The sequence below is a fragment of the Citrobacter sp. CK199 genome, from assembly GCF_030333285.1.
Taxonomy (GTDB): Bacteria; Pseudomonadota; Gammaproteobacteria; order Enterobacterales; family Enterobacteriaceae; genus Citrobacter_B; species Citrobacter_B koseri.
Window position 1 is genome coordinate 15,652 of the sequence record NZ_JAOWGF010000025.1, and the last position, 20,826, is coordinate 36,477.

Here is a 20,826-nt window from a genome sequence, read left to right on the forward strand (position 1 = left end):
ATCAAGCACTAAGGGCGGCTACGGCCGCCCTTAATCAATGCAATAACAGCAGCAGCCAATTTGCTTACAGGAACCGGAGGAATCATGACCAAGTCAGAATTGATTGAAAGACTTGCAACCCAGCAATCTCACATTCCCGCGAAAGCGGTTGAAGATGCAGTAAAAGAGATGCTGGAACATATGGCCTCGACTCTTGCGCAGGGCGAGCGTATTGAAATCCGCGGTTTCGGCAGCTTTTCTTTGCACTACCGCGCACCTCGTACCGGACGTAACCCGAAGACTGGCGATAAAGTAGAACTGGAAGGAAAGTATGTTCCGCACTTTAAGCCGGGTAAAGAACTGCGCGATCGCGCCAATATTTACGGTTAAGTTTTAACGAAAAACTTGATCCAGAAAAAAGCACCTGAACGGTGCTTTTTTCATTTCTGTATTCCGACAGGAAAAGAGACTTTAACGCCACCATCTGGCATAAACCTACGCCTGATGGCGCTACGCTTATCAGGACTACAGGTATGCTCCCGTGACTCCGTAGGCCGGATAAGACGCTTCGCGTCGCCATCCGGCACAAAGCAGCGCCTGATGGCGCTACATTCATCAGATCTACAGATACGTGCTCGTAGGCGTAACTGGAAAGCCTCTCTCATTTTTATGTGCATCTTGCATTCCTAACGTGAAAACCACGGAATTTGCGCCGAATAACCACAAATTGTCGCCAGACAAACGTTAGCTAAATCTGCACACTTCTTGTAACAGGGAGGTGTCTATGAAAATAACAACGGTCAGCGTGTGTGCATTATGCGGAATTCTTCCGCTAATATTCTTACCTGTACTTCCCGGTTCGTTGTGTCTCATTGGCATATTTTGTTTTGCCTGCGCGCTGTCCTTTGTTCCATATAAATATACGCAGTACGCCAGCTTGACCCTGCTGTTTTTTCTCTGGGGAATACTTGCTGCAAAGCAAGCTGTCTGGCCGGGTAATACCTTGCCTGGCGCAACACAAGCAGCCGTGGTGCAAATTACGGCGACCGATCATGCCACCACACATTACGGGCAAATTACCCATGTACAGGGGAAACGCCTGTTTCCCTCGGTGGGCGTTGTTCTTTATGGACAATATTTGCCCGGCGAGGTGTGTGCAGGTCAACGTTGGGCGATGAAACTAAAAGTCCGTGCCGTGCATGGTCAGCTTAATGAGGGGGGATTTGATAGCCAGCGTTATGCGCTCACGCAACATCAGCCTCTGAGCGGCCGGTTTCTGCATGCGACGGTCATCGAATCGTCATGTAGTTTACGCGCGCGTTATCTTGCTTCCCTCAATACCACGCTGGCGCACTACTCCTGGCAGCAGGTTATCCTGGCATTAGGCATGGGCGAGCGTTTATCAGTATCGCAAGAGGTCAAAAATATTATGCGCGATACTGGTACGGCGCACCTGATGGCCATTTCAGGGTTGCATATCGCCTTTGCCGCACTGCTGGCCGGAGGATTGATTCGTGGCGCGCAATTTTTACTTCCCGCCCGGTGGATTCACTGGCAAACGCCGTTAGTGGGAGGGATTGTGTGCGCGACGTTTTACGCCTGGCTCACGGGGTTACAACCCCCCGCGTTGCGTACGGTTGTGGCGCTGGCAGCGTGGGGATTACTGAAGCTGAGCGGTCGGCAATGGAGCGGTTGGGAAGTCTGGTTCTGCTGTCTGGCGGCAATAGTGATTGCCGATCCGATTGCCGTTCTGTCGCAAAGTCTGTGGCTTTCGGCCTTTGCCGTCGCTGCGCTTATTTTCTGGTATCAGTGGTTTCCTGTACCAGCCTGGGCGTTGCCTCGGGCAGGGAAAGTCGCGTTGGATCTCGTTCACTTACAGTTGGGCATTACGCTTCTGCTCTTACCTGTGCAAATAGCGCTTTTTCATGGCGTAAGTGTGACCTCTTTTCTGGCGAATCTGTTTGCTGTTCCTTTGGTTACATTTATCTCTGTACCACTGATACTGGCGGGAATGATCGGCCATTTGACCGGGCCGCTGATGGCTGAAGAAGGCCTCTGGGTGCTGGCTGACGCCTCTCTGGACGTGTTGTTCCGGGCGCTGAAAAGTCTGCCGGAAGGGTGGATTAATATTGATTATCGCTGGCAATACCTGTCTTTGGCTCCCTGGTTAACGCTTATGGCATGGCGATTGAATGCCTGGCGAACTTACCCGGTGATCTGTTTGTCTGGCGTGTTGCTGTTGAGCTGGCCGTTATGGCGTACGCCGCGCACGGAGGCGTGGCAGGTTCATATGCTGGATGTCGGACAGGGGCTGGCGATGGTTATCGCACATAACGGGAAAGCGATACTTTATGATACGGGACGCGCCTGGCCGGATGGCGATAGCGCACAGCAGCTCATCATTCCCTGGCTACGCTGGCACAATCTGGAACCTGAGGGGATTATCCTGAGCCATGAACATTTGGATCATCGGGGTGGCCTGTCATCATTACAGAAGACGTGGCCTTCGCTCTGGATACGAAGCCCATTAGGCTGGAAGGGCCATCTGCCGTGCTTTCGTGCGGAGCAGTGGACGTGGCAGGGGCTATCCTTCAGCGCACACTGGCCGATTAAAGGAAACAGGGAAAAGGGCAACAACCATTCCTGCGTGGTTAAAGTGGATGACGGAAAGCAGAGTATTTTGCTGACGGGCGATATTGAATCTCCGGCTGAACAAAAAATGCTAAGTCGTTATTGGCGGCATTTGCAGGCGACAATCATTCAGGTTCCGCATCATGGCAGTAATACATCGTCGTCATTAGCGTTAATTCAACGGGTTGAGGGCCTGGCCGCGCTGGCGTCAGCATCGCGCTACAACGCCTGGCGTCTGCCTTCCTGGAAGGTAAAACAGCGCTATCAACAACAAGGTTATCAGTGGCTGGATACCCCGCATCAGGGGCAAATTTCGGTGGATTTTTCCCCGCAAGGCTGGCGCATACGAGGTTTACGGGAGCAAATTTTACCTCGTTGGTATCATCAGTGGTTTGGCGTGTCAGAGGATAACGGGTAGAATATGCGGCTATTTCAACAAATGCTGGTTTTTTGAATGCATAACGATAAAGATCTCTCTACGTGGCAGACGTTCCGCCGACTGTGGCCTACCATTGCGCCTTTCAAAACTGGGCTGATCGTGGCGGGTGTCGCGTTGATCCTCAATGCGGCCAGCGATGCTTTTATGTTATCGCTCCTCAAACCATTGCTGGACGATGGTTTTGGTAAAACAGATCGATCAGTGCTGCTTTGGATGCCGCTGGTGGTTATTGGCCTGATGATATTACGTGGTATCACCAGCTATATTTCCAGCTACTGTATTTCATGGGTATCGGGCAAAGTGGTGATGACCATGCGCCGTCGTCTGTTTGGTCATATGATGGGGATGCCTGTTGCATTCTTTGATAAACAATCAACGGGGACACTGCTTTCTCGTATTACCTATGACTCAGAACAGGTTGCATCATCGTCTTCCGGGGCGTTGATTACGGTCGTGCGTGAAGGTGCATCGATCATCGCTTTGTTTATCATGATGTTCTATAACAGCTGGCAACTGTCGATCATTCTGGTCATTTTGGCGCCTGTTGTGTCTATTGCGATTCGCGTGGTATCGAAGCGTTTTCGTAGCATCAGTAAAAACATGCAGAACACGATGGGGCAGGTGACCACCAGTGCAGAGCAGATGCTGAAAGGCCACAAAGAAGTGCTTATCTTTGGCGGTCAGGAAGTTGAAACGAAGCGTTTTGACAAAGTCAGCAATAAAATGCGTCTGCAAGGGATGAAAATGGTGTCTGCATCATCCATCTCTGATCCGATCATTCAGCTGATCGCGTCTCTGGCGCTGGCCTTTGTTCTCTATGCGGCTAGCTTCCCGAGCGTAATGGACAGCCTGACTGCGGGTACGATTACCGTCGTATTCTCATCAATGATTGCCCTGATGCGTCCTCTGAAATCGCTGACCAACGTCAATGCGCAGTTCCAGCGTGGTATGGCGGCATGCCAGACGCTGTTTGCTATTCTGGATAGCGAGCAAGAGAAAGACGAAGGCAAACGCGTAATTGAACGTTCGACGGGCGATCTGGAATTCCGCAATGTGACCTTTACCTATCCGGGGCGTGAAACGCCTGCGCTGCGCAATATCAATCTGCACATTCCGGCGGGTAAGACGGTTGCACTGGTCGGGCGTTCCGGTTCAGGTAAATCAACCATTGCCAGTCTGATCACGCGCTTCTACGACATCAATGAAGGGAACATCCTGATGGATGGACACGATCTGCGTGAATATACCCTGTCTTCATTGCGTAATCAGGTCGCGCTGGTTTCGCAGAATGTGCACCTGTTTAACGATACGGTTGCGAACAACATCGCCTATGCGCGTACTGAAGAGTACAGCCGCGAGCAAATTGAAGAAGCGGCGCGTATGGCGTATGCCATGGACTTTATCAGCAAGATGGATGACGGTCTGGATACGGTTATCGGCGAGAACGGCGTACTGCTTTCCGGTGGTCAGCGTCAGCGTATCGCGATTGCCCGTGCGTTGCTGCGTGACAGCCCAATCCTGATTCTGGATGAAGCCACCTCTGCGCTGGACACCGAATCCGAACGCGCGATTCAGTCCGCGCTGGATGAGTTGCAGAAAAACCGTACTTCGCTGGTTATCGCGCACCGCCTCTCAACGATTGAACAAGCTGATGAAATTGTCGTGGTGGAAGACGGGATTATTGTTGAGCGTGGAACCCATCGCGAATTGCTGGAGCAGCGCGGTGTGTATTCGCAACTGCATAAAATGCAATTTGGCCAATGATCGCCCGCATCTGGTCTGGTGAATCGCCCCTGTGGCGTCTGTTGCTCCCACTCTCCTGGCTGTATGGCCTGGTGAGTGGGGGGATTCGCCTGTGCTACCGGCTGGGAATTAAACGCGCCTGGCGTGCGCCGGTGCCGGTCGTTGTCGTCGGAAACCTTACGGCGGGAGGCAACGGAAAAACGCCGGTCGTTATCTGGCTGGTCGAGCAACTGCAACAGCGCGGCATTCGCGTGGGGGTTGTTTCGCGGGGGTATGGCGGTAAAGCGGCGTCTTATCCGCTGTTGCTTACTCCACAAACGTCCTCTGCGGAAGCGGGCGATGAGCCGGTACTGATCTATCAACGAACCGGCGCGCCTGTTGCTGTCTCGCCGGTTCGCTCAGACGCAGTAAAAGCGATTCTCGCGCGTCACGATGTACAAATTATCGTAACGGATGACGGGCTACAGCATTATCGTCTGGCGCGCGATATTGAAATCGTTGTCATCGACGGCGTGCGTCGGTTTGGCAATGGCTGGTGGTTGCCCGCAGGGCCGATGCGTGAGCGCGCCAGCCGGCTTAAATCGGTAGATGCGGTGATCGTCAACGGCGGCGTTGCCAGACCAGGAGAAATTCCGATGCAGCTGGCGCCAGGGCTGGCGGTCAATTTATGCACCGGTGAGCGCCGTCATGTCGCGGAGTTAAGCAACATTGTCGCGATGGCGGGGATTGGCCATCCTCCACGTTTCTTTGCTACGCTCGAAGCGTGTGGGGCGTCGCTACAGAAATGCGTTCCGTTGGCCGATCATCAGTCTCTCGCCTTTAACGATGTGAAGGCGTTAGTAACCGACGGGCAAACGCTGGTCATGACGGAAAAAGATGCCGTTAAATGCCGGGGATTTGCCGAGGACAACTGGTGGTATTTACCTGTAGACGCGCGTTTGTCGGGTGAACAACCTGACGCACTGCTTGAACAACTCATCTCGCTGGCTCGCTAGCACAAATTGATGTGGCGGCAGCGAACGATTCCCGGAGTTATACATGTCGTTGCCGCATCTCTCTCTTACGGATGTTCGTCATCTCCATCTTGCTGCGCAAGGTTTGCTGAAAAAGCCCCGCCGTCAGGCATTGCCTGCGGATATTCTCGCAACGATTTCGCGCATGTCTTTATTGCAAATCGATACGATCAACGTTGTGGCGCGCAGCCCCTATCTGGTGCTGTTTAGCCGTCTGGGCCACTACCCGCAACAGTGGCTGGACGACTCGTTGTCGCGTGGCGAACTCATGGAATACTGGGCGCATGAGGCCTGTTTCTTACCGCGTAGCGACTTTACGCTAATTCGTCACCGTATGCTGGCGCCTGAGAAGATGGGCTGGAAGTACAAAGCATCGTGGATGCAGGAACATGCCGATGAGATCGCGCAGTTGATCCAGCATATTCACCATAACGGCCCTGTGCGCTCAGCGGATTTTGCGCATCCGCGCAAAGGCGCCAGTGGATGGTGGGAATGGAAGCCGCATAAGCGCCATCTTGAAGGATTGTTCACTGCCGGGAAAGTCATGGTTGTAGAACGGCGCAACTTTCAGCGCGTGTATGACCTGACGCAACGCGTGATGCCGCACTGGGACGATAAACGCGATTTACTGTCGCAGGCAGAAGCAGAAATCGCCATGCTGGATAATAGCGCGCGCAGTCTGGGGATTTTTCGCGAGCAGTGGCTGGCGGATTACTATCGCCTGCGGCGACCTGAAGTGAAAACGTGGCGTGATATCCGCGTTGAACAAGGGCAACTGGTTCCCGTTCAGGCCGACAGGCTGGGGGCAATGTGGCTACACGCCGATCTGTTGCCGCTACTGGAGCAGGCGCTGAACAATAAGCTCACCGCTACGCATAGCGCGGTTTTATCCCCTTTTGATCCCGTCGTCTGGGACCGGAAACGGGCAGAGCAGTTGTTCGATTTTAGCTACCGCCTGGAATGCTATACTCCGGCGCCTAAACGCCAGTACGGCTATTTTGTTTTGCCGCTGCTGCATCGGGGGCAGTTGGTTGGGCGCATGGATGCCAAAATGCATCGCAAAACGGGCGTTCTGGAAGTCATCTCGCTCTGGTTGCAGGAGGGGGTTAAACCGGGCCCGACGCTGCAAAAAGGGCTGTTGCAGGCGATTAATGCGTTCGCTCGCTGGCAACAGGCCAGCCGCGTCACGCTAGGGAGCTGCCCATCCGGCTTGTTTGCAGAAAATCGTCATGGCTGGGAAATAGACGCGGTCTCATAAACGATTATGTTAATATTGATGAATTCACAATCCGGTCCATCTGGAGGAACTATGGATCATCGTCTACTTGAAATCATTGCCTGCCCGGTATGCAACGGCAAACTCTGGTATAACCAGGAAAAACAAGAACTGATTTGCAAACTGGATAACCTGGCTTTCCCATTGCGCGATGGCATTCCGGTATTGCTGGAAACGGAAGCGCGTTCCATTACTGCAGATGAGAGTAAATCATGAGTTTTGTGGTCATTATTCCCGCTCGTTTTTCGTCCACGCGTCTGCCCGGTAAGCCTTTACTGGATATCAACGGCAAACCGATGATCGTGCATGTTCTGGAACGCGCGCGCGAATCTGGCGCTGAACGCATTATTGTCGCGACGGACCATGAAGATGTCGCTCGCGCGGTAGAAGCGGCGGGTGGAGAAGTTTGCATGACGCGCGCTGACCATCAGTCCGGGACGGAGCGTCTGGCGGAAGTCGTTGAAAAATGCGGTTTTAGCGACGATACCGTTATTGTGAACGTGCAGGGCGATGAGCCGATGATCCCGGCGGTGATTATTCGTCAGGTGGCGGAAAACCTGGCGCAGCGCCAGGTTGGTATGGCGACGCTGGCGGCGCCGATTCACGGTGCTGAAGAAGCTTTTAATCCTAATGCAGTGAAAGTTGTGCTGGACGCTGAAGGCTATGCGCTTTATTTCTCGCGTGCGACGATCCCTTGGGATCGCGATCGTTTTGCGAAAAGCCTTGAGACCGTGGGCGACACGTTCCTGCGCCATCTGGGAATTTACGGCTATCGCGCCGGGTTTATTCGCCGCTACGTGAACTGGCAGCCCAGCCCGCTTGAGCATATTGAGATGCTGGAGCAGCTTCGTGTGCTGTGGTATGGCGAAAAAATCCATGTTGCCGTCGCCAAAGAAGTCCCGGGAACGGGCGTTGATACAGCCGAAGATCTTGAGCGCGTTCGCGCCGAAATGCGCTGATATCCGCTATCGCACTCCTCTCACAAATGGGAGGAGTGTCGTATCGTTACGATTTTCCCTTCATTTTTCTTTTCATCAATTGATCTCATCCGGGTGACATCTGTCCATACGGCGCTCATTATAAAAGCAGTGGCGTTTATGAGGGCAATCTGAAATGGAACAGCTGCGAGCCGAACTGAGTCATCTGCTGGGCGAAAAACTCAGCCGTATAGAGTGCGTGAGTGAAAAGGCGGATACGGCCTTGTGGTCGCTGTACGACAGTCAGGGAAACCCGATGCCGCTAATGGCGAGAAGTTTTACGACCCCTGGTGTGGCGCAGCAACTGGCATGGAAAACGACCATGCTGGCGCGTAGCGGCACGGTACGCATGCCGGTTGTCTATGGCGTGATGACGCATGAGGAACACCCCGGGCCTGATGTCCTGCTGCTGGAGCGTCTGCGTGGCGTCTCTGTGGAAGCGCCCGCCCGCACGCCTGAGCGCTGGGAGCAATTGAAGGATCAGATTGTAGAAGGGTTGTTAGCCTGGCATCGACAGGACAGCCGGGGTTGCGTGGGCGCGGTGGATCATACGCAGGAAAATATCTGGCCGTCCTGGTATCGCCAGCGTGTTGAAGTGCTATGGACGACGTTAAACCAGTTCAACAACACCGGGTTAACCATGCAGGATAAACGCATTCTGTTTCGTACCCGGGAGTGCCTGCCTGCGCTGTTTGAAGGATTTAATGATAATTGCGTGCTCATCCACGGCAATTTTAGCCTGCGCAGTATGCTGAAAGATGCCCGCAGCGATCAGCTTCTGGCGATGGTAGGGCCTGGCGTTATGCTGTGGGCGCCACGAGAGTATGAACTGTTTCGGCTGATGGACAATGCGCTGGCGGAAGGGTTGCTCTGGCATTATCTGCAACACGCGCCAGTGGCGGAATCGTTCATCTGGCGGCGTTGGCTTTATGTGTTATGGGACGAAGTCGCGCAGCTGGTCAATACCGGGCGTTTTAGCCGCTCCAACTTTGACCTCGCGACAAAATCACTGCTGCCCTGGCTCGCCTGACGCGCCTTTCAGCCACTGCCAGATGCGCCCCAGCGTTTCATAACCGACGCGATCGCTATGCATCAACCATACCGGGGAGGGAATTGCTCGCTCCCACGGATTTAACGGTGAATCTATCGCCAGTTGATTGGCTGGCGCAGGCAGCGGATGTAACCCAACATGCTGGAAGAAGATCATGGCGCGCGGTAAGTGGGAGGCGGAAGTGACCAGCAGGAAAGGGGCATCGCCGATGGCCTGTTTCACCGCTTCCGCCTCTTCTTCGGTATCTTTTGGCTGATCCAGCGTGATGATATCGCTGCGCGGCACACCCAGCGATTGTGCCACTCTTGCGCCCGCTTCTGCCGTACTCACGCGATTGGTTTTTGCCGCCGCGCCCGTAAAGATCAGTTTCGATCCCGGATTGGCCAGCCAGAGGCGTACGCCTTCGTTCAGACGTGGGAGGCTGTTATTGATCAGATTCGAACTGGGCGCCCACTGGGGGTTCCAGGTGTAGCCGCCACCCAGCACCACGATATAGTCTACTTTTTGCGTTCCCTGCCAGGTGGGGTAACTGTCTTCAATCGGTTTGAGTAAACGGTCAGCAACAGGTTGCAGGCTTAACAGAAATATTGCCAGCCATCCCAGGCTGATAAACGCCTTCCCGGTTTTCTGAAAGCGGCTAAACCATACCAGCGCCAGCCCCACGCCCATGATGAGCAGCATAAAGGGAAGCGGCAGCAACAGACCGCCAGTCACTTTCTTCAGAGTAAAAAGCATCCTTTTTGGTTCCTTTTTTGACCATACAGCAGGGGATCAGCAGGGATATTACACCAGACAGGTTAAATATCGCCGCGACTATGACAAAATAGCTTCTTTTTAAAAGCACACCTGAGCCAGCCTGTGGAGAGTCCGATGCGGGACCGCAATTTTGATGACATTGCTGAAAAGTTTTCCCGTAACATCTACGGAACCACCAAAGGACAGCTGCGACAGGCGATTCTGTGGCAGGATCTTGATCGGTTGCTGGCGGAATTCGGCGAGCAAAAACTGCACATCCTGGATGCTGGCGGCGGAGAGGGGCAAACGGCCATCAGAATGGCGGAGCGTGGGCACCAGGTTACATTGTGCGATCTGTCCGGCGAGATGATCGCGCGTGCGCAGCAGGCGGCAGAAGCAAAAGGTGTGAGCGGAAACATGCATTTTATACAATGCGCCGTTCAGGATGTCGCTTCGCATTTGGAAACCTCCGCTGATCTGATATTGTTTCATGCTGTGCTGGAGTGGGTGGCGGAACCGGTCGGCGTGTTAGAGACGCTTTGGTCAGTTTTGCGCCCCGGCGGAGCACTGTCGTTAATGTTCTACAATGCTAACGGCCTGTTGATGCATAACATGGTGGCAGGGAACTTTGACTATGTGCAGGTGGGGATGCCAAAACGCAAAAAGCGTACGCTTTCGCCAGACTATCCACGTAAACCCGAGCAGGTTTATCAGTGGCTGGAAGATATTGGCTGGCAGATTACCGGTAAGACCGGCGTACGCGTATTTCATGATTATCTGCGTGAGAAGCATCAACAGCGTGACAGCTATGAGATGTTAGTTGAATTAGAAACGCGTTATTGCCGCCAGGAGCCGTATATTAGCCTTGGCCGCTACATTCATGTCACCGCGCGCAAACCGCAGATGCAAGGATAACTTATGAGTGAATTTTCCCAGACAGTCCCCGAACTGGTTGCCTGGGCCAGAAAAAATGACTTTTCCATCTCTCTGCCGGTAGACCGACTTTCGTTCCTGCTGGCGGTAGCCACGCTGAACGGCGAGCGCCTGGACGGGGAGATGAGTGAAGGCGAACTGGTGGATGCGTTCCGCCATGTCAGTGATGCGTTTGAGCAAACCAGCGAAACCATCGGCGTGCGCGCCAACAACGCGATCAACGATATGGTACGTCAACGTCTGCTGAACCGCTTTACCAGCGAGCAAGCGGAAGGCAACGCTATTTATCGCCTGACGCCGCTCGGGATTGGCATTACCGATTACTATATCCGCCAGCGTGAGTTTTCCACGTTGCGCCTTTCCATGCAGCTATCCATTGTCGCGGGTGAACTGAAGCGGGCGGCGGATGCGGCAGATGAGGGCGGCGACGAGTTTCACTGGCATCGCAACGTTTATGCGCCGCTGAAATATTCGGTCGCGGAAATTTTCGACAGCATCGACCTGACCCAGCGCATCATGGATGAGCAGCAGCAGCAGGTAAAAGACGACATTGCGCAGTTGCTGAACAAAGACTGGCGCGCGGCGATTTCGAGTTGCGAACTGCTGCTTTCTGAAACATCCGGCACGCTGCGTGAGTTGCAGGATACGCTCGAAGCAGCTGGCGATAAATTGCAGGCCAATCTGTTACGCATCCAGGACGCCACGATGGCGCATGACGACCTGCATTTTGTGGATCGTCTGGTGTTCGATCTGCAAAGCAAACTCGACCGCATTATTAGCTGGGGTCAGCAATCCATCGACCTGTGGATTGGCTATGACCGACACGTACACAAATTTATCCGTACTGCGATTGATATGGATAAAAACCGCGTCTTTGCCCAGCGACTGCGCCAGTCCATCCAGAGCTATTTTGATGAGCCGTGGGCGCTGACCTATGCCAATGCCGATCGTCTGCTGGATATGCGCGATGAAGAGATGGCGCTGCGCGATGAAGAGGTGACCGGCGAACTGCCGCCGGACCTGGAATATGAAGAATTTAACGAGATCCGCGAACAACTGGCGGCGATCATCGAAGAACAGCTGGCTATCTATAAATCCAGACAAGCCCCACTGGATCTCGGCCTGGTAGTGCGCGAATATCTGGCGCAATACCCACGAGCGCGTCACTTCGACGTGGCGCGTATTGTTATCGATCAGGCGGTACGTCTTGGCGTAGCGCAAGCAGACTTCACCGGACTGCCAGCCAAATGGCAGCCGATTAATGATTACGGAGCCAAGGTACAGGCGCATGTCATTGACAAATATTGAACAAGTGATGCCGGTTAAGCTGGCGCAGGCGCTGGCAAACCCGTTATTTCCGGCGCTGGATAGCGCATTACGCTCCGGCAGACATATCGGTCTGGATGAGCTGGATAATCATGCCTTCCTGATGGATTTCCAGGAGTATCTGGAAGAGTTTTACAGTCGCTATAACGTCGAACTGATTCGCGCGCCGGAGGGGTTTTTCTACCTGCGCCCGCGTTCCACGACGATTATCCCGCGCTCCGTCTTGTCTGAACTGGACATGATGGTGGGTAAAATCCTCTGTTACCTCTATCTCAGCCCGGAGCGGTTGGCGAATGAGGGGATTTTTACCCAGCAGGAACTGTACGATGAGCTGCTCGCCCTGACAGACGAAGCCAAATTGCTGAAACTGGTCAACAACCGCTCAACGGGGTCTGACGTGGATCGTCAGAAACTACAGGAGAAGGTGCGCTCGTCGTTAAACCGTCTGCGTCGCTTAGGGATGGTGTGGTTTATGGGCCATGACAGCAGCAAATTCCGCATCACGGAATCGGTGTTCCGCTTTGGCGCGGATGTGCGTACCGGTGACGATCCGCGTGAAGCGCAGCGTCGCTTAATCCGCGATGGGGAAGCCATGCCGGTTGAAAATCACCTGCAACTCAACGATGAGACCGAAGAGAATCAGCCGGACAGTGGAGAGGAAGAATAATGATTGAACGCGGTAAATTTCGCTCACTAACGCTGATTAACTGGAACGGCTTTTTTGCCCGCACCTTTGACCTCGATGAGCTGGTCACCACGCTGTCCGGCGGGAACGGCGCCGGTAAATCCACCACGATGGCGGCGTTCGTCACGGCGCTGATCCCGGACTTAACCTTACTGCATTTCCGTAACACCACGGAAGCCGGGGCCACCAGCGGATCGCGCGATAAAGGCCTGCACGGTAAGCTGAAAGCGGGCGTCTGTTATTCCATGCTCGACGTCCTCAATTCCCGCCATCAGCGTGTTGTGGTGGGCGTGCGTTTGCAGCAGGTCGCCGGACGCGATCGCAAAGTTGATATCAAACCGTTTGCCATTCAGGGCTTGCCGATGTCGGTGCAGCCGACGCAGCTGGTGACCGAAACGCTGAACGAGCGCCAGGCGCGCGTGTTGACCCTCGCGGAGCTGAAAGAGAAGCTCGATGCGATGGAAGGCGTGCAGTTTAAGCAGTTTAACTCGATCACCGATTATCACTCACTGATGTTCGATCTGGGCATCATTGCCCGCCGTCTGCGTTCTGCGTCCGATCGCAGCAAGTTCTATCGTCTGATTGAAGCCTCGCTGTACGGCGGGATCTCCAGCGCGATTACCCGTTCCCTGCGTGACTACCTGCTGCCGGAAAATAGCGGCGTGCGTAAAGCGTTCCAGGATATGGAAGCCGCGCTGCGTGAAAACCGTATGACGCTGGAAGCGATCCGCGTAACCCAGTCGGATCGTGACCTGTTCAAGCATTTGATTAGCGAAGCCACTAACTACGTGGCGGCGGACTACATGCGCCACGCCAACGAACGCCGGGTTCATCTGGATAAAGCGCTGGAGTTTCGTCGCGAGCTGTACACATCGCGTAAGCAACTGGCGGCGGAACAGTACAAACACGTCGACATGGCGCGTGAACTGGGCGAGCACAACGGTGCGGAAGGGGATCTGGAAGCGGATTACCAGGCCGCCAGCGACCACCTGAACCTGGTGCAGACCGCGCTGCGCCAGCAGGAGAAGATCGAGCGCTACGAAGCGGATCTCGATGAGCTGCAAATTCGTCTCGAAGAGCAAAATGAAGTGGTGGCTGAAGCCGCCGACATGCAGGAAGAGAACGAAGCCCGTGCGGAAGCCGCCGAGCTGGAAGTGGATGAACTGAAAAGCCAACTGGCGGACTATCAGCAGGCGCTGGATGTGCAGCAGACGCGCGCGATTCAGTACAACCAGGCGATCCAGGCGCTCGACCGCGCCAAAGCGCTTTGTCATCTGCCTGACCTGACGGCGGACAGCGCCGCAGAATGGCTGGAGACGTTCCAGGCGAAAGAGCAGGAAGCAACGGAAAAACTGCTTTCGCTGGAACAGAAAATGAGCGTGGCGCAAACCGCGCACAGTCAGTTTGAACAGGCATATCAGCTGGTGGCCGCCATTAATGGCCCGCTGGCGCGTAATGAAGCCTGGAGCGTGGCGCGTGACCTGCTGCGCGAAGGCGTGGAACAGCGTCACCTGGCGGAGCAGGTTCAGCCGCTGCGTATGCGTCTGAGTGAACTGGAACAGCGTCTGCGCGAACAGCAGGAAGCTGAACGCCTGCTGGCGGAATTCTGTAAACGTCAGGGCAAACATTTCGACATTGATGAGCTGGAAGCGTTGCACCAGGAGCTGGAAGCCCGCATCGCTGCCCTGTCGGATAGCGTTTCTAACGCCCATGAACAGCGTATGACGCTGCGTCAGGAGCAGGAGCAACTCCAGTCCCGCATTCAGCACTTAATGCAGCGCGCCCCGATCTGGCTGGCGGCGCAAAACAGTCTGAATCAGCTGTGCGAACAGAGCGGCGAAGAGTTTACCTCCAGCCAGGAGGTAACCGAGTATCTGCAACAGTTGCTGGAGCGCGAGCGTGAAGCGATTGTAGAGCGCGACGAAGTTGGCGCGCGTAAGAACGCGGTTGACGAAGAGATTGAACGCTTAAGCCAGCCGGGTGGCTCGGAAGACTCGCGTCTGAACGCGCTGGCGGAGCGTTTTGGCGGCGTGTTGCTGTCGGAAATCTATGATGACGTCAGCTTCGAAGACGCGCCGTACTTCTCCGCGCTGTACGGCCCGTCCCGTCATGCTATCGTGGTGCCGGATCTGTCGCTGATCGCCGAACAGCTTGAAGGGCTGACGGATTGCCCGGAAGATCTCTATTTCATCGAAGGGGACCCGCAGTCGTTCGATGACAGCGTCTTCAGCGTTGATGAGCTGGAAAACGCGGTGGTGGTGAAAACCGCCGAGCGTCAGTGGCGTTATTCCCGTTTCCCGACGGTGCCGATCTTTGGTCGCGCCGCGCGTGAAAACCGTATTGAAAGTCTGCATGCTGAGCGCGAAGGGCTGTCTGAACGCTTTGCGACGTTGTCCTTCGACGTGCAGAAAACTCAGCGTCTGCATCAGGCGTTCAGTCGTTTTATCGGCAGCCATCTGGCGGTCGCGTTTGAGGCCGACCCGGAAGCGGAAATTCGCCAATTGAATGGCCGTCGCGTTGAACTGGAACGCGCGCTGGCTACGCATGAAAACGACAACCAGCAGCAGCGTATTCAGTTTGAACAGGCGAAAGAGGGCGTCTCCGCTCTGAACCGCTTACTGCCGCGCCTGAACCTGCTGGCGGACGACACGCTGGCTGACCGCGTGGATGAAATTCAGGAACGTCTGGATGATGCGCAGGAAGCGGCGCGTTTTATACAGCAACACGGTAATCAGTTAGCCAAACTGGAGCCGATCGTCTCGGTTCTGCAAAACGATCCCGAACAGTTTGAGCAACTGAAAGAAGATTACGCATACTCCCAGCAAATGCAGCGGGATGCGCGTCAGCAGGCTTTTGCGCTGACCGAGGTCGTACAGCGTCGGGCGCACTTCAGCTATTCCGACTCGGCCGAAATGCTGAGCGGCAACAGCGATCTGAACGAAAAACTGCGCCAGCGTCTGGAACAGGCGGAAGCCGAGCGTACCCGTGCCCGTGAAGCGTTACGCGGTCATGCCGCGCAACTCAGCCAGTACAATCAGGTTCTGGCCTCACTGAAAAGCTCGTATGACACCAAGAAAGAGCTGCTGGGCGACCTGCAACGTGAATTACAGGATATCGGCGTGCGCGCCGACAGCGGTTCGGAAGAGCGCGCGCGTATCCGCCGTGACGAACTGCATACGCAACTGAGCAATAACCGCTCACGTCGTAACCAGCTGGAAAAAGCGCTGACCTTCTGTGAAGCAGAAATGGATAACCTGACCCGCAGACTGCGCAAGCTGGAACGCGATTATCATGAAATGCGCGAGCAGGTGGTCACCGCGAAAGCCGGGTGGTGCGCGGTGATGCGGATGGTGAAAGATAACGGGGTAGAGCGCCGTCTGCATCGTCGCGAGTTGGCTTATCTGTCGGCAGATGAACTTCGCTCCATGTCGGATAAGGCGTTGGGTGCGTTGCGTCTGGCGGTGGCGGATAACGAACACCTGCGTGATGTATTACGTATGTCGGAAGATCCAAAACGACCGGAACGTAAGATCCAGTTCTTCGTGGCGGTTTACCAGCATCTTCGGGAGCGTATTCGCCAGGATATCATCCGTACCGATGACCCGGTTGAGGCCATCGAACAGATGGAAATTGAGTTGAGTCGCCTGACGGAAGAGCTGACCTCCCGCGAACAGAAGCTGGCGATCAGCTCGCGCAGCGTGGCGAACATTATTCGTAAGACGATTCAGCGCGAACAAAACCGTATTCGTATGCTGAACCAGGGGCTGCAAAACGTCTCGTTCGGTCAGGTGAACAGCGTGCGTCTCAACGTTAACGTGCGGGAAACGCATGCGACCTTGTTGGATGTTCTTTCCGAACAGCATGAGCAGCATCAGGATCTGTTTAACAGCAACCGCCTGACCTTCTCTGAAGCGCTGGCGAAGCTGTATCAGCGCCTGAATCCGCAGATTGATATGGGGCAGCGTACGCCGCAGACCATTGGCGAGGAGCTGCTGGATTACCGTAACTATCTGGAGATGGAAGTCGAGGTCAACCGTGGTTCAGACGGCTGGCTGCGTGCGGAGTCCGGCGCGCTGTCTACCGGTGAAGCGATTGGTACCGGGATGTCCATTCTGGTGATGGTAGTACAAAGCTGGGAAGACGAAGGCCGCCGCTTGCGCGGAAAAGATATCTCCCCATGCCGCCTGCTGTTCCTTGATGAGGCTGCACGTCTGGATGCGCGTTCCATCGCGACGCTGTTCGAACTGTGCGAACGTCTGCAAATGCAGCTTATCATCGCAGCGCCGGAAAACATCAGCCCTGAGAAAGGCACCACCTATAAGCTGGTGCGTAAGGTTTTCCACAATACCGAACACGTTCATGTGGTCGGACTGCGTGGCTTCGCTCCACAACTGCCGGAGACGCTACCTGGCACCGGTACCGAAGATGCCTCGTCGCAGGCCGCCGGGTAAGTAAGATGAAGACGGCCTTCGCGCCGTCTTTTTTCATCATAAAATCGATCAATAGAAGTCTGAAAAGCACCTTACACCAGGTGCTTTTTCTTTAAACTTCTTTACATTAGGTTAGGCAAAACCTTTTTGATGTTTATATACTGAAGGTAAGCCTGACGAGTAAGCAGGCTTGCTCGTCATACTTCAGAAGGTATTGGCGTTTTCAGGTTTTTACCCAATGTGAGCGGGCAACCTGGCTATTCAAAGTATGATAAAGAAACAGGGGGCAAGGGATGTTGCTTAACAAAATTTGTAGTCGTCGGCTGTCGGCAATCAGTTTATGCCTGGCCGTAACATTTGCTCCACTGTTCAGTGTGCAGGCCGATGAGCCTGAAATGATTCCTGGCGACAGCTCTGCGACCGTCAGCGAACAGCCTACCGCGTTGTCACAGCCGCAAGCGCAATCGCCTGCGACAGCGGTAATGGCGGGGATTCAGCCGCTGCCGGAGGGGATCTCTGCGGAGAAAGCCCGGGCTGAATTACAATCGCAACTTCCTTCTGGTTATACGCCGGTTTATCTGAATCAACTGGAACTGCTGTATGCCGCCCGCGATATGCAACCAATGTGGGAAAATCGCGATGCGGTGAAAGCGTTTCAGCAGCAGCTGGCGGAAGTGGCCATCGCCGGGTTCCAGCCGCAATTCACCACCTGGGTCGCGCTGCTGACCGACCCGTCAGTCACCGGTCTGGCGCGAGATGCTGTTTTATCCGACGCCATGATGGGCTATCTCCATTTCATCGCCAATATTCCCGTAAAAGGGACGCGCTGGCTGTACAGCGACAAACCTTATGCGCTGGCAACACCGCCGCTTTCGGTGATCAACCAGTGGCAGGTTGCGCTGGACAACGGTCAACTGACGACGTTTGTCGCCAGCCTTGCGCCACAGCATCCGCAATACGCCGCGCTGCATGATTCACTGAAAAAGCTGGTTAGCGACGCTCGCCCCTGGCCGCAGTTGACCAGTACCGCGACGTTGCGTCCTGGTCAGTGGAGCAATGATGTGCCTGCGCTGCGTGAGATTTTACAGCGCACCGGTATGCTGGAAGGCGGGCCTAAGATAGCGCTCCCGGGGGATGACGTGGCGGCCGATGTGGTTGTCAGCCCTTCCGCCGTCGCAGTGGAGCCTGCCGCCGTGAAACCTGTCGCCCGGCAATCCACTCAGCGCAGCCAACCCGCTCCGGCAGTCCGTGCGGCTTATGATCGTGAGCTTGTTGATGCGGTGAAACGTTTTCAGACCTGGCAAGGGCTGGGGGCGGATGGCGCTGTCGGCCCGGCGACGCGCGAATGGCTGAATGTGACGCCTGCGCAACGTGCGGGGGTGCTGGCGCTGAATATTCAGCGTTTGCGTTTACTGCCAGGAGAATTATCAACGGGCATTATGGTCAATATTCCGGCCTATTCGCTGGTTTATTACCAGAACGGCAACCAGGTGTTGGCTTCCCGGGTGATTGTTGGCCGCCCCGATCGGAAAACGCCAATGATGAGCAGCGCGCTTAATAACGTGGTGGTGAATCCGCCCTGGAATGTGCCGCCAACGCTGGCCCGAAAAGATATTCTGCCCAAAGTCTGGAATGATCCGGGGTATCTGGAACGCCACGGTTATACCGTTATGCGCGGCTGGAACAGCAAAGAGACGATTAACCCGTGGCAGGTGGACTGGTCGACCATTACGCCATCGAACCTGCCGTTCCGCTTCCAGCAGGCGCCGGGCGCGCACAACTCGCTGGGGCGTTACAAATTTAATATGCCAAGTTCAGACGCGATTTATCTGCACGATACGCCGAATCACAATCTGTTCCAGAAAGATACGCGAGCGCTCAGTTCCGGCTGCGTGCGTGTGAATAAGGCCTCTGAGCTGGCAAATATGCTGCTTCAGGATGCTGGCTGGAACGATACGCGGATTTCGGATGCGCTGAAGCAAGGTGATACCCGGTACGTCAACATCCGCCAGAATATTCCGGTGAATCTGTATTACCTGACGGCGTTTGTGGGAGCAGACGGACGCACTCAGTATCGTACAGATATTTACAATTATGATCTGACTGCGCGATCCAGCGCACAAATTGTGTCAAAAGCAGAACAATTAATCAGGTAAATGAAGAAGTTCTGATAAATCTGTTGTCGTAATATTGGTCATCGGCAGGGCTGATTCGCTGCAAGCCCCGCCGTTGCTGGGGATGGGCCACCTTGACGTCGGCTTTTTTGCCAGTTAAGGTGCCCCTCGTGCGCCAGAAGTGCATATTAACGAAAACATTTACCTGTAGACCTGATTATCATGGACAAATTTGACGCTAATCGCCGCAAGTTGCTGGCGTTTGGTGGCGTTGCTCTCGGCGCCGCCATCTTGCCTACGCCAGCATTTGCCACACTCTCCACCCCACGTCCGCGTATTTTGACACTGAACAACCTCCATACCGGAGAGTCAATTAAAGCGGAGTTTTTCGACGGAAGAGCCTATATTCAGGATGAATTAGCAAAACTAAACCATTTTTTCCGTGATTTTCGCGCGAATAAAGTGAAAGCCATCGACCCAGGATTGTTCGACCAGCTCTTCCGCCTGCAAGGCCTTTTAGGCACCCGTAAACCCGTACAGCTCATCTCGGGTTACCGCTCACTGGATACCAATAACGAACTGCGTGCGCACAGTCGTGGAGTGGCGAAAAAAAGCTACCACACGAAAGGGCAGGCGATGGATTTCCATATTGAAGGCGTTTCGTTAAGTAATATTCGCAAAGCTGCGTTATCTATGCGCGCAGGTGGTGTAGGATACTACCCACGCAGTAACTTTGTGCATATTGACACCGGGCCGGCACGGCACTGGTGATCCGCAGACTTAACGAAACAGGAGCAGTATGAACTATCGTATTATTCCGGTCACCGCATTCTCCCAGAACTGTTCATTGATCTGGTGTGAGCAAACCCGTCTGGCCGCGCTGGTCGATCCCGGCGGCGACGCACAGACCATCAAACAGGAAGTGGACGCCAGCGGCGTGACGTTGATGCAGATCCTGCTTACGCACGGTCATCTCGATCATGTTGGCGCGGCGGCGGAACTGGCGAAGCATTATGGCGTGCCAGTGATCGGCCCGGAAAAAGAAGATGAGTTCTGGCTACAGGGTTTACCGGCGCAAAGTCGCATGTTTGGTCTGGAAGAGTGTCAGCCGCTGACGCCTGACCGTTGGCTGAATGAAGGAGACCGTATTAGCGTAGGGAATGTGACTTTACAGGTGTTGCATTGTCCTGGGCATACGCCGGGCCATATCGTCTTCTTTGATGAGTCTTCACGGCTACTGATTTCCGGTGACGTGATCTTCAAAGGCGGCGTTGGGCGCAGCGATTTCCCGCGTGGCGATCACGCTCAGCTGATTGATTCGATCAAGCGTAAATTATTGCCGTTGGGCGATGATGTGACGTTTATTTCGGGTCATGGGCCGATGTCGACGCTTGGTCATGAGCGACTGCATAACCCGTTCCTGCAAGATGAAATGCCGGTCTGGTAAATTCTTGTCCGGTCTGCAATGGGAAACCACTGTAGGCCGGGTAAGCG

Annotated in this window: 16 protein-coding genes; 15 read left to right on the forward strand and 1 reads right to left on the reverse strand. The window is 54.6% G+C overall.

Annotation, left to right across the window (positions count from 1 at the left end):
* Positions 1-84: 84 nt before the first annotated feature.
* The 8 genes from ihfB (at position 85) to OGX75_RS08970 (ending at position 9,088) form a co-directional block, all read left to right on the forward strand.
* Positions 85-369, forward strand: coding sequence for an integration host factor subunit beta (gene ihfB, locus OGX75_RS08935; RefSeq protein WP_000167332.1), 285 nt, complete (start codon positions 85-87; stop codon positions 367-369).
* Between the two features lie 394 nt (positions 370-763).
* The gene (locus OGX75_RS08940; protein WP_286451646.1) at positions 764-3,028 is read left to right on the forward strand and encodes a ComEC family protein; all 2,265 of its coding nucleotides are present in this window, start codon (positions 764-766) and stop codon (positions 3,026-3,028) included.
* Between the two features lie 36 nt (positions 3,029-3,064).
* Positions 3,065-4,813 carry a lipid A ABC transporter ATP-binding protein/permease MsbA gene (msbA, locus tag OGX75_RS08945; RefSeq protein WP_012133012.1) on the forward strand — a complete coding sequence of 583 codons (1,749 nt, stop codon included), beginning with the start codon at positions 3,065-3,067 and terminating at the stop codon, positions 4,811-4,813.
* Positions 4,810-5,787, forward strand: a complete 978-nt coding sequence (gene lpxK / locus OGX75_RS08950) for a tetraacyldisaccharide 4'-kinase (protein WP_012133011.1) — start codon at positions 4,810-4,812, stop codon at positions 5,785-5,787. Before msbA ends, lpxK begins: the two co-directional genes overlap by 4 nt.
* A gap of 43 nt (positions 5,788-5,830) precedes the next feature.
* Positions 5,831-7,063 carry a winged helix-turn-helix domain-containing protein gene (locus OGX75_RS08955; RefSeq protein WP_115626553.1) on the forward strand — a complete coding sequence of 411 codons (1,233 nt, stop codon included), beginning with the start codon at positions 5,831-5,833 and terminating at the stop codon, positions 7,061-7,063.
* Between the two features lie 51 nt (positions 7,064-7,114).
* Positions 7,115-7,297: a protein YcaR gene (ycaR, locus tag OGX75_RS08960; RefSeq protein ID WP_012133009.1), complete on the forward strand. Its 183-nt coding sequence runs from the start codon at positions 7,115-7,117 to the stop codon at positions 7,295-7,297.
* Positions 7,294-8,040: a 3-deoxy-manno-octulosonate cytidylyltransferase gene (gene kdsB / locus OGX75_RS08965; RefSeq protein WP_012133008.1), complete on the forward strand. Its 747-nt coding sequence runs from the start codon at positions 7,294-7,296 to the stop codon at positions 8,038-8,040. Before ycaR ends, kdsB begins: the two co-directional genes overlap by 4 nt.
* Before the next feature lie 154 nt (positions 8,041-8,194).
* Complete coding sequence (locus OGX75_RS08970) at positions 8,195-9,088, forward strand: YcbJ family phosphotransferase (RefSeq protein ID WP_012133006.1); 894 nt, start codon at positions 8,195-8,197, stop codon at positions 9,086-9,088.
* On the opposite strand, the gene elyC is transcribed toward OGX75_RS08970, so the two are convergent.
* The gene (elyC, locus tag OGX75_RS08975) at positions 9,065-9,844 is read right to left on the reverse strand and encodes an envelope biogenesis factor ElyC (RefSeq protein ID WP_200024349.1); all 780 of its coding nucleotides are present in this window, start codon (positions 9,842-9,844) and stop codon (positions 9,065-9,067) included. The genes OGX75_RS08970 and elyC overlap by 24 nt on opposite strands.
* Positions 9,845-9,979: 135 nt before the next feature.
* Between elyC and cmoM the strand changes: the two genes are divergently transcribed.
* The 7 genes from cmoM to OGX75_RS09010 all read left to right on the forward strand — a co-directional run bounded on the left by cmoM (position 9,980) and on the right by OGX75_RS09010 (position 20,779).
* Complete coding sequence (gene cmoM, locus OGX75_RS08980; RefSeq protein ID WP_200024348.1) at positions 9,980-10,759, forward strand: tRNA uridine 5-oxyacetic acid(34) methyltransferase CmoM; 780 nt, start codon at positions 9,980-9,982, stop codon at positions 10,757-10,759.
* Between the two features lie 3 nt (positions 10,760-10,762).
* Positions 10,763-12,085, forward strand: a complete 1,323-nt coding sequence (mukF, locus tag OGX75_RS08985) for a chromosome partition protein MukF (RefSeq protein WP_058668967.1) — start codon at positions 10,763-10,765, stop codon at positions 12,083-12,085.
* Positions 12,066-12,770 carry a chromosome partition protein MukE gene (gene mukE / locus OGX75_RS08990; RefSeq protein WP_024130476.1) on the forward strand — a complete coding sequence of 235 codons (705 nt, stop codon included), beginning with the start codon at positions 12,066-12,068 and terminating at the stop codon, positions 12,768-12,770. The genes mukF and mukE overlap by 20 nt, the downstream gene beginning before the upstream one ends.
* A complete protein-coding gene (gene mukB, locus OGX75_RS08995; RefSeq protein WP_058668968.1) occupies positions 12,770-17,239 on the forward strand; it encodes a chromosome partition protein MukB in 4,470 nt (1,489 codons plus the stop codon). Before mukE ends, mukB begins: the two co-directional genes overlap by 1 nt.
* Before the next feature lie 272 nt (positions 17,240-17,511).
* Positions 17,512-19,374 carry a L,D-transpeptidase gene (gene ldtD / locus OGX75_RS09000; protein ID WP_047457756.1) on the forward strand — a complete coding sequence of 621 codons (1,863 nt, stop codon included), beginning with the start codon at positions 17,512-17,514 and terminating at the stop codon, positions 19,372-19,374.
* A 180-nt stretch (positions 19,375-19,554) separates the two neighbouring features.
* Positions 19,555-20,103: a peptidoglycan L,D-endopeptidase MepK gene (gene mepK / locus OGX75_RS09005; protein ID WP_012132998.1), complete on the forward strand. Its 549-nt coding sequence runs from the start codon at positions 19,555-19,557 to the stop codon at positions 20,101-20,103.
* A 28-nt stretch (positions 20,104-20,131) separates the two neighbouring features.
* The gene (locus OGX75_RS09010; RefSeq protein ID WP_012132997.1) at positions 20,132-20,779 is read left to right on the forward strand and encodes an MBL fold metallo-hydrolase; all 648 of its coding nucleotides are present in this window, start codon (positions 20,132-20,134) and stop codon (positions 20,777-20,779) included.
* Positions 20,780-20,826: the final 47 nt, after the last annotated feature.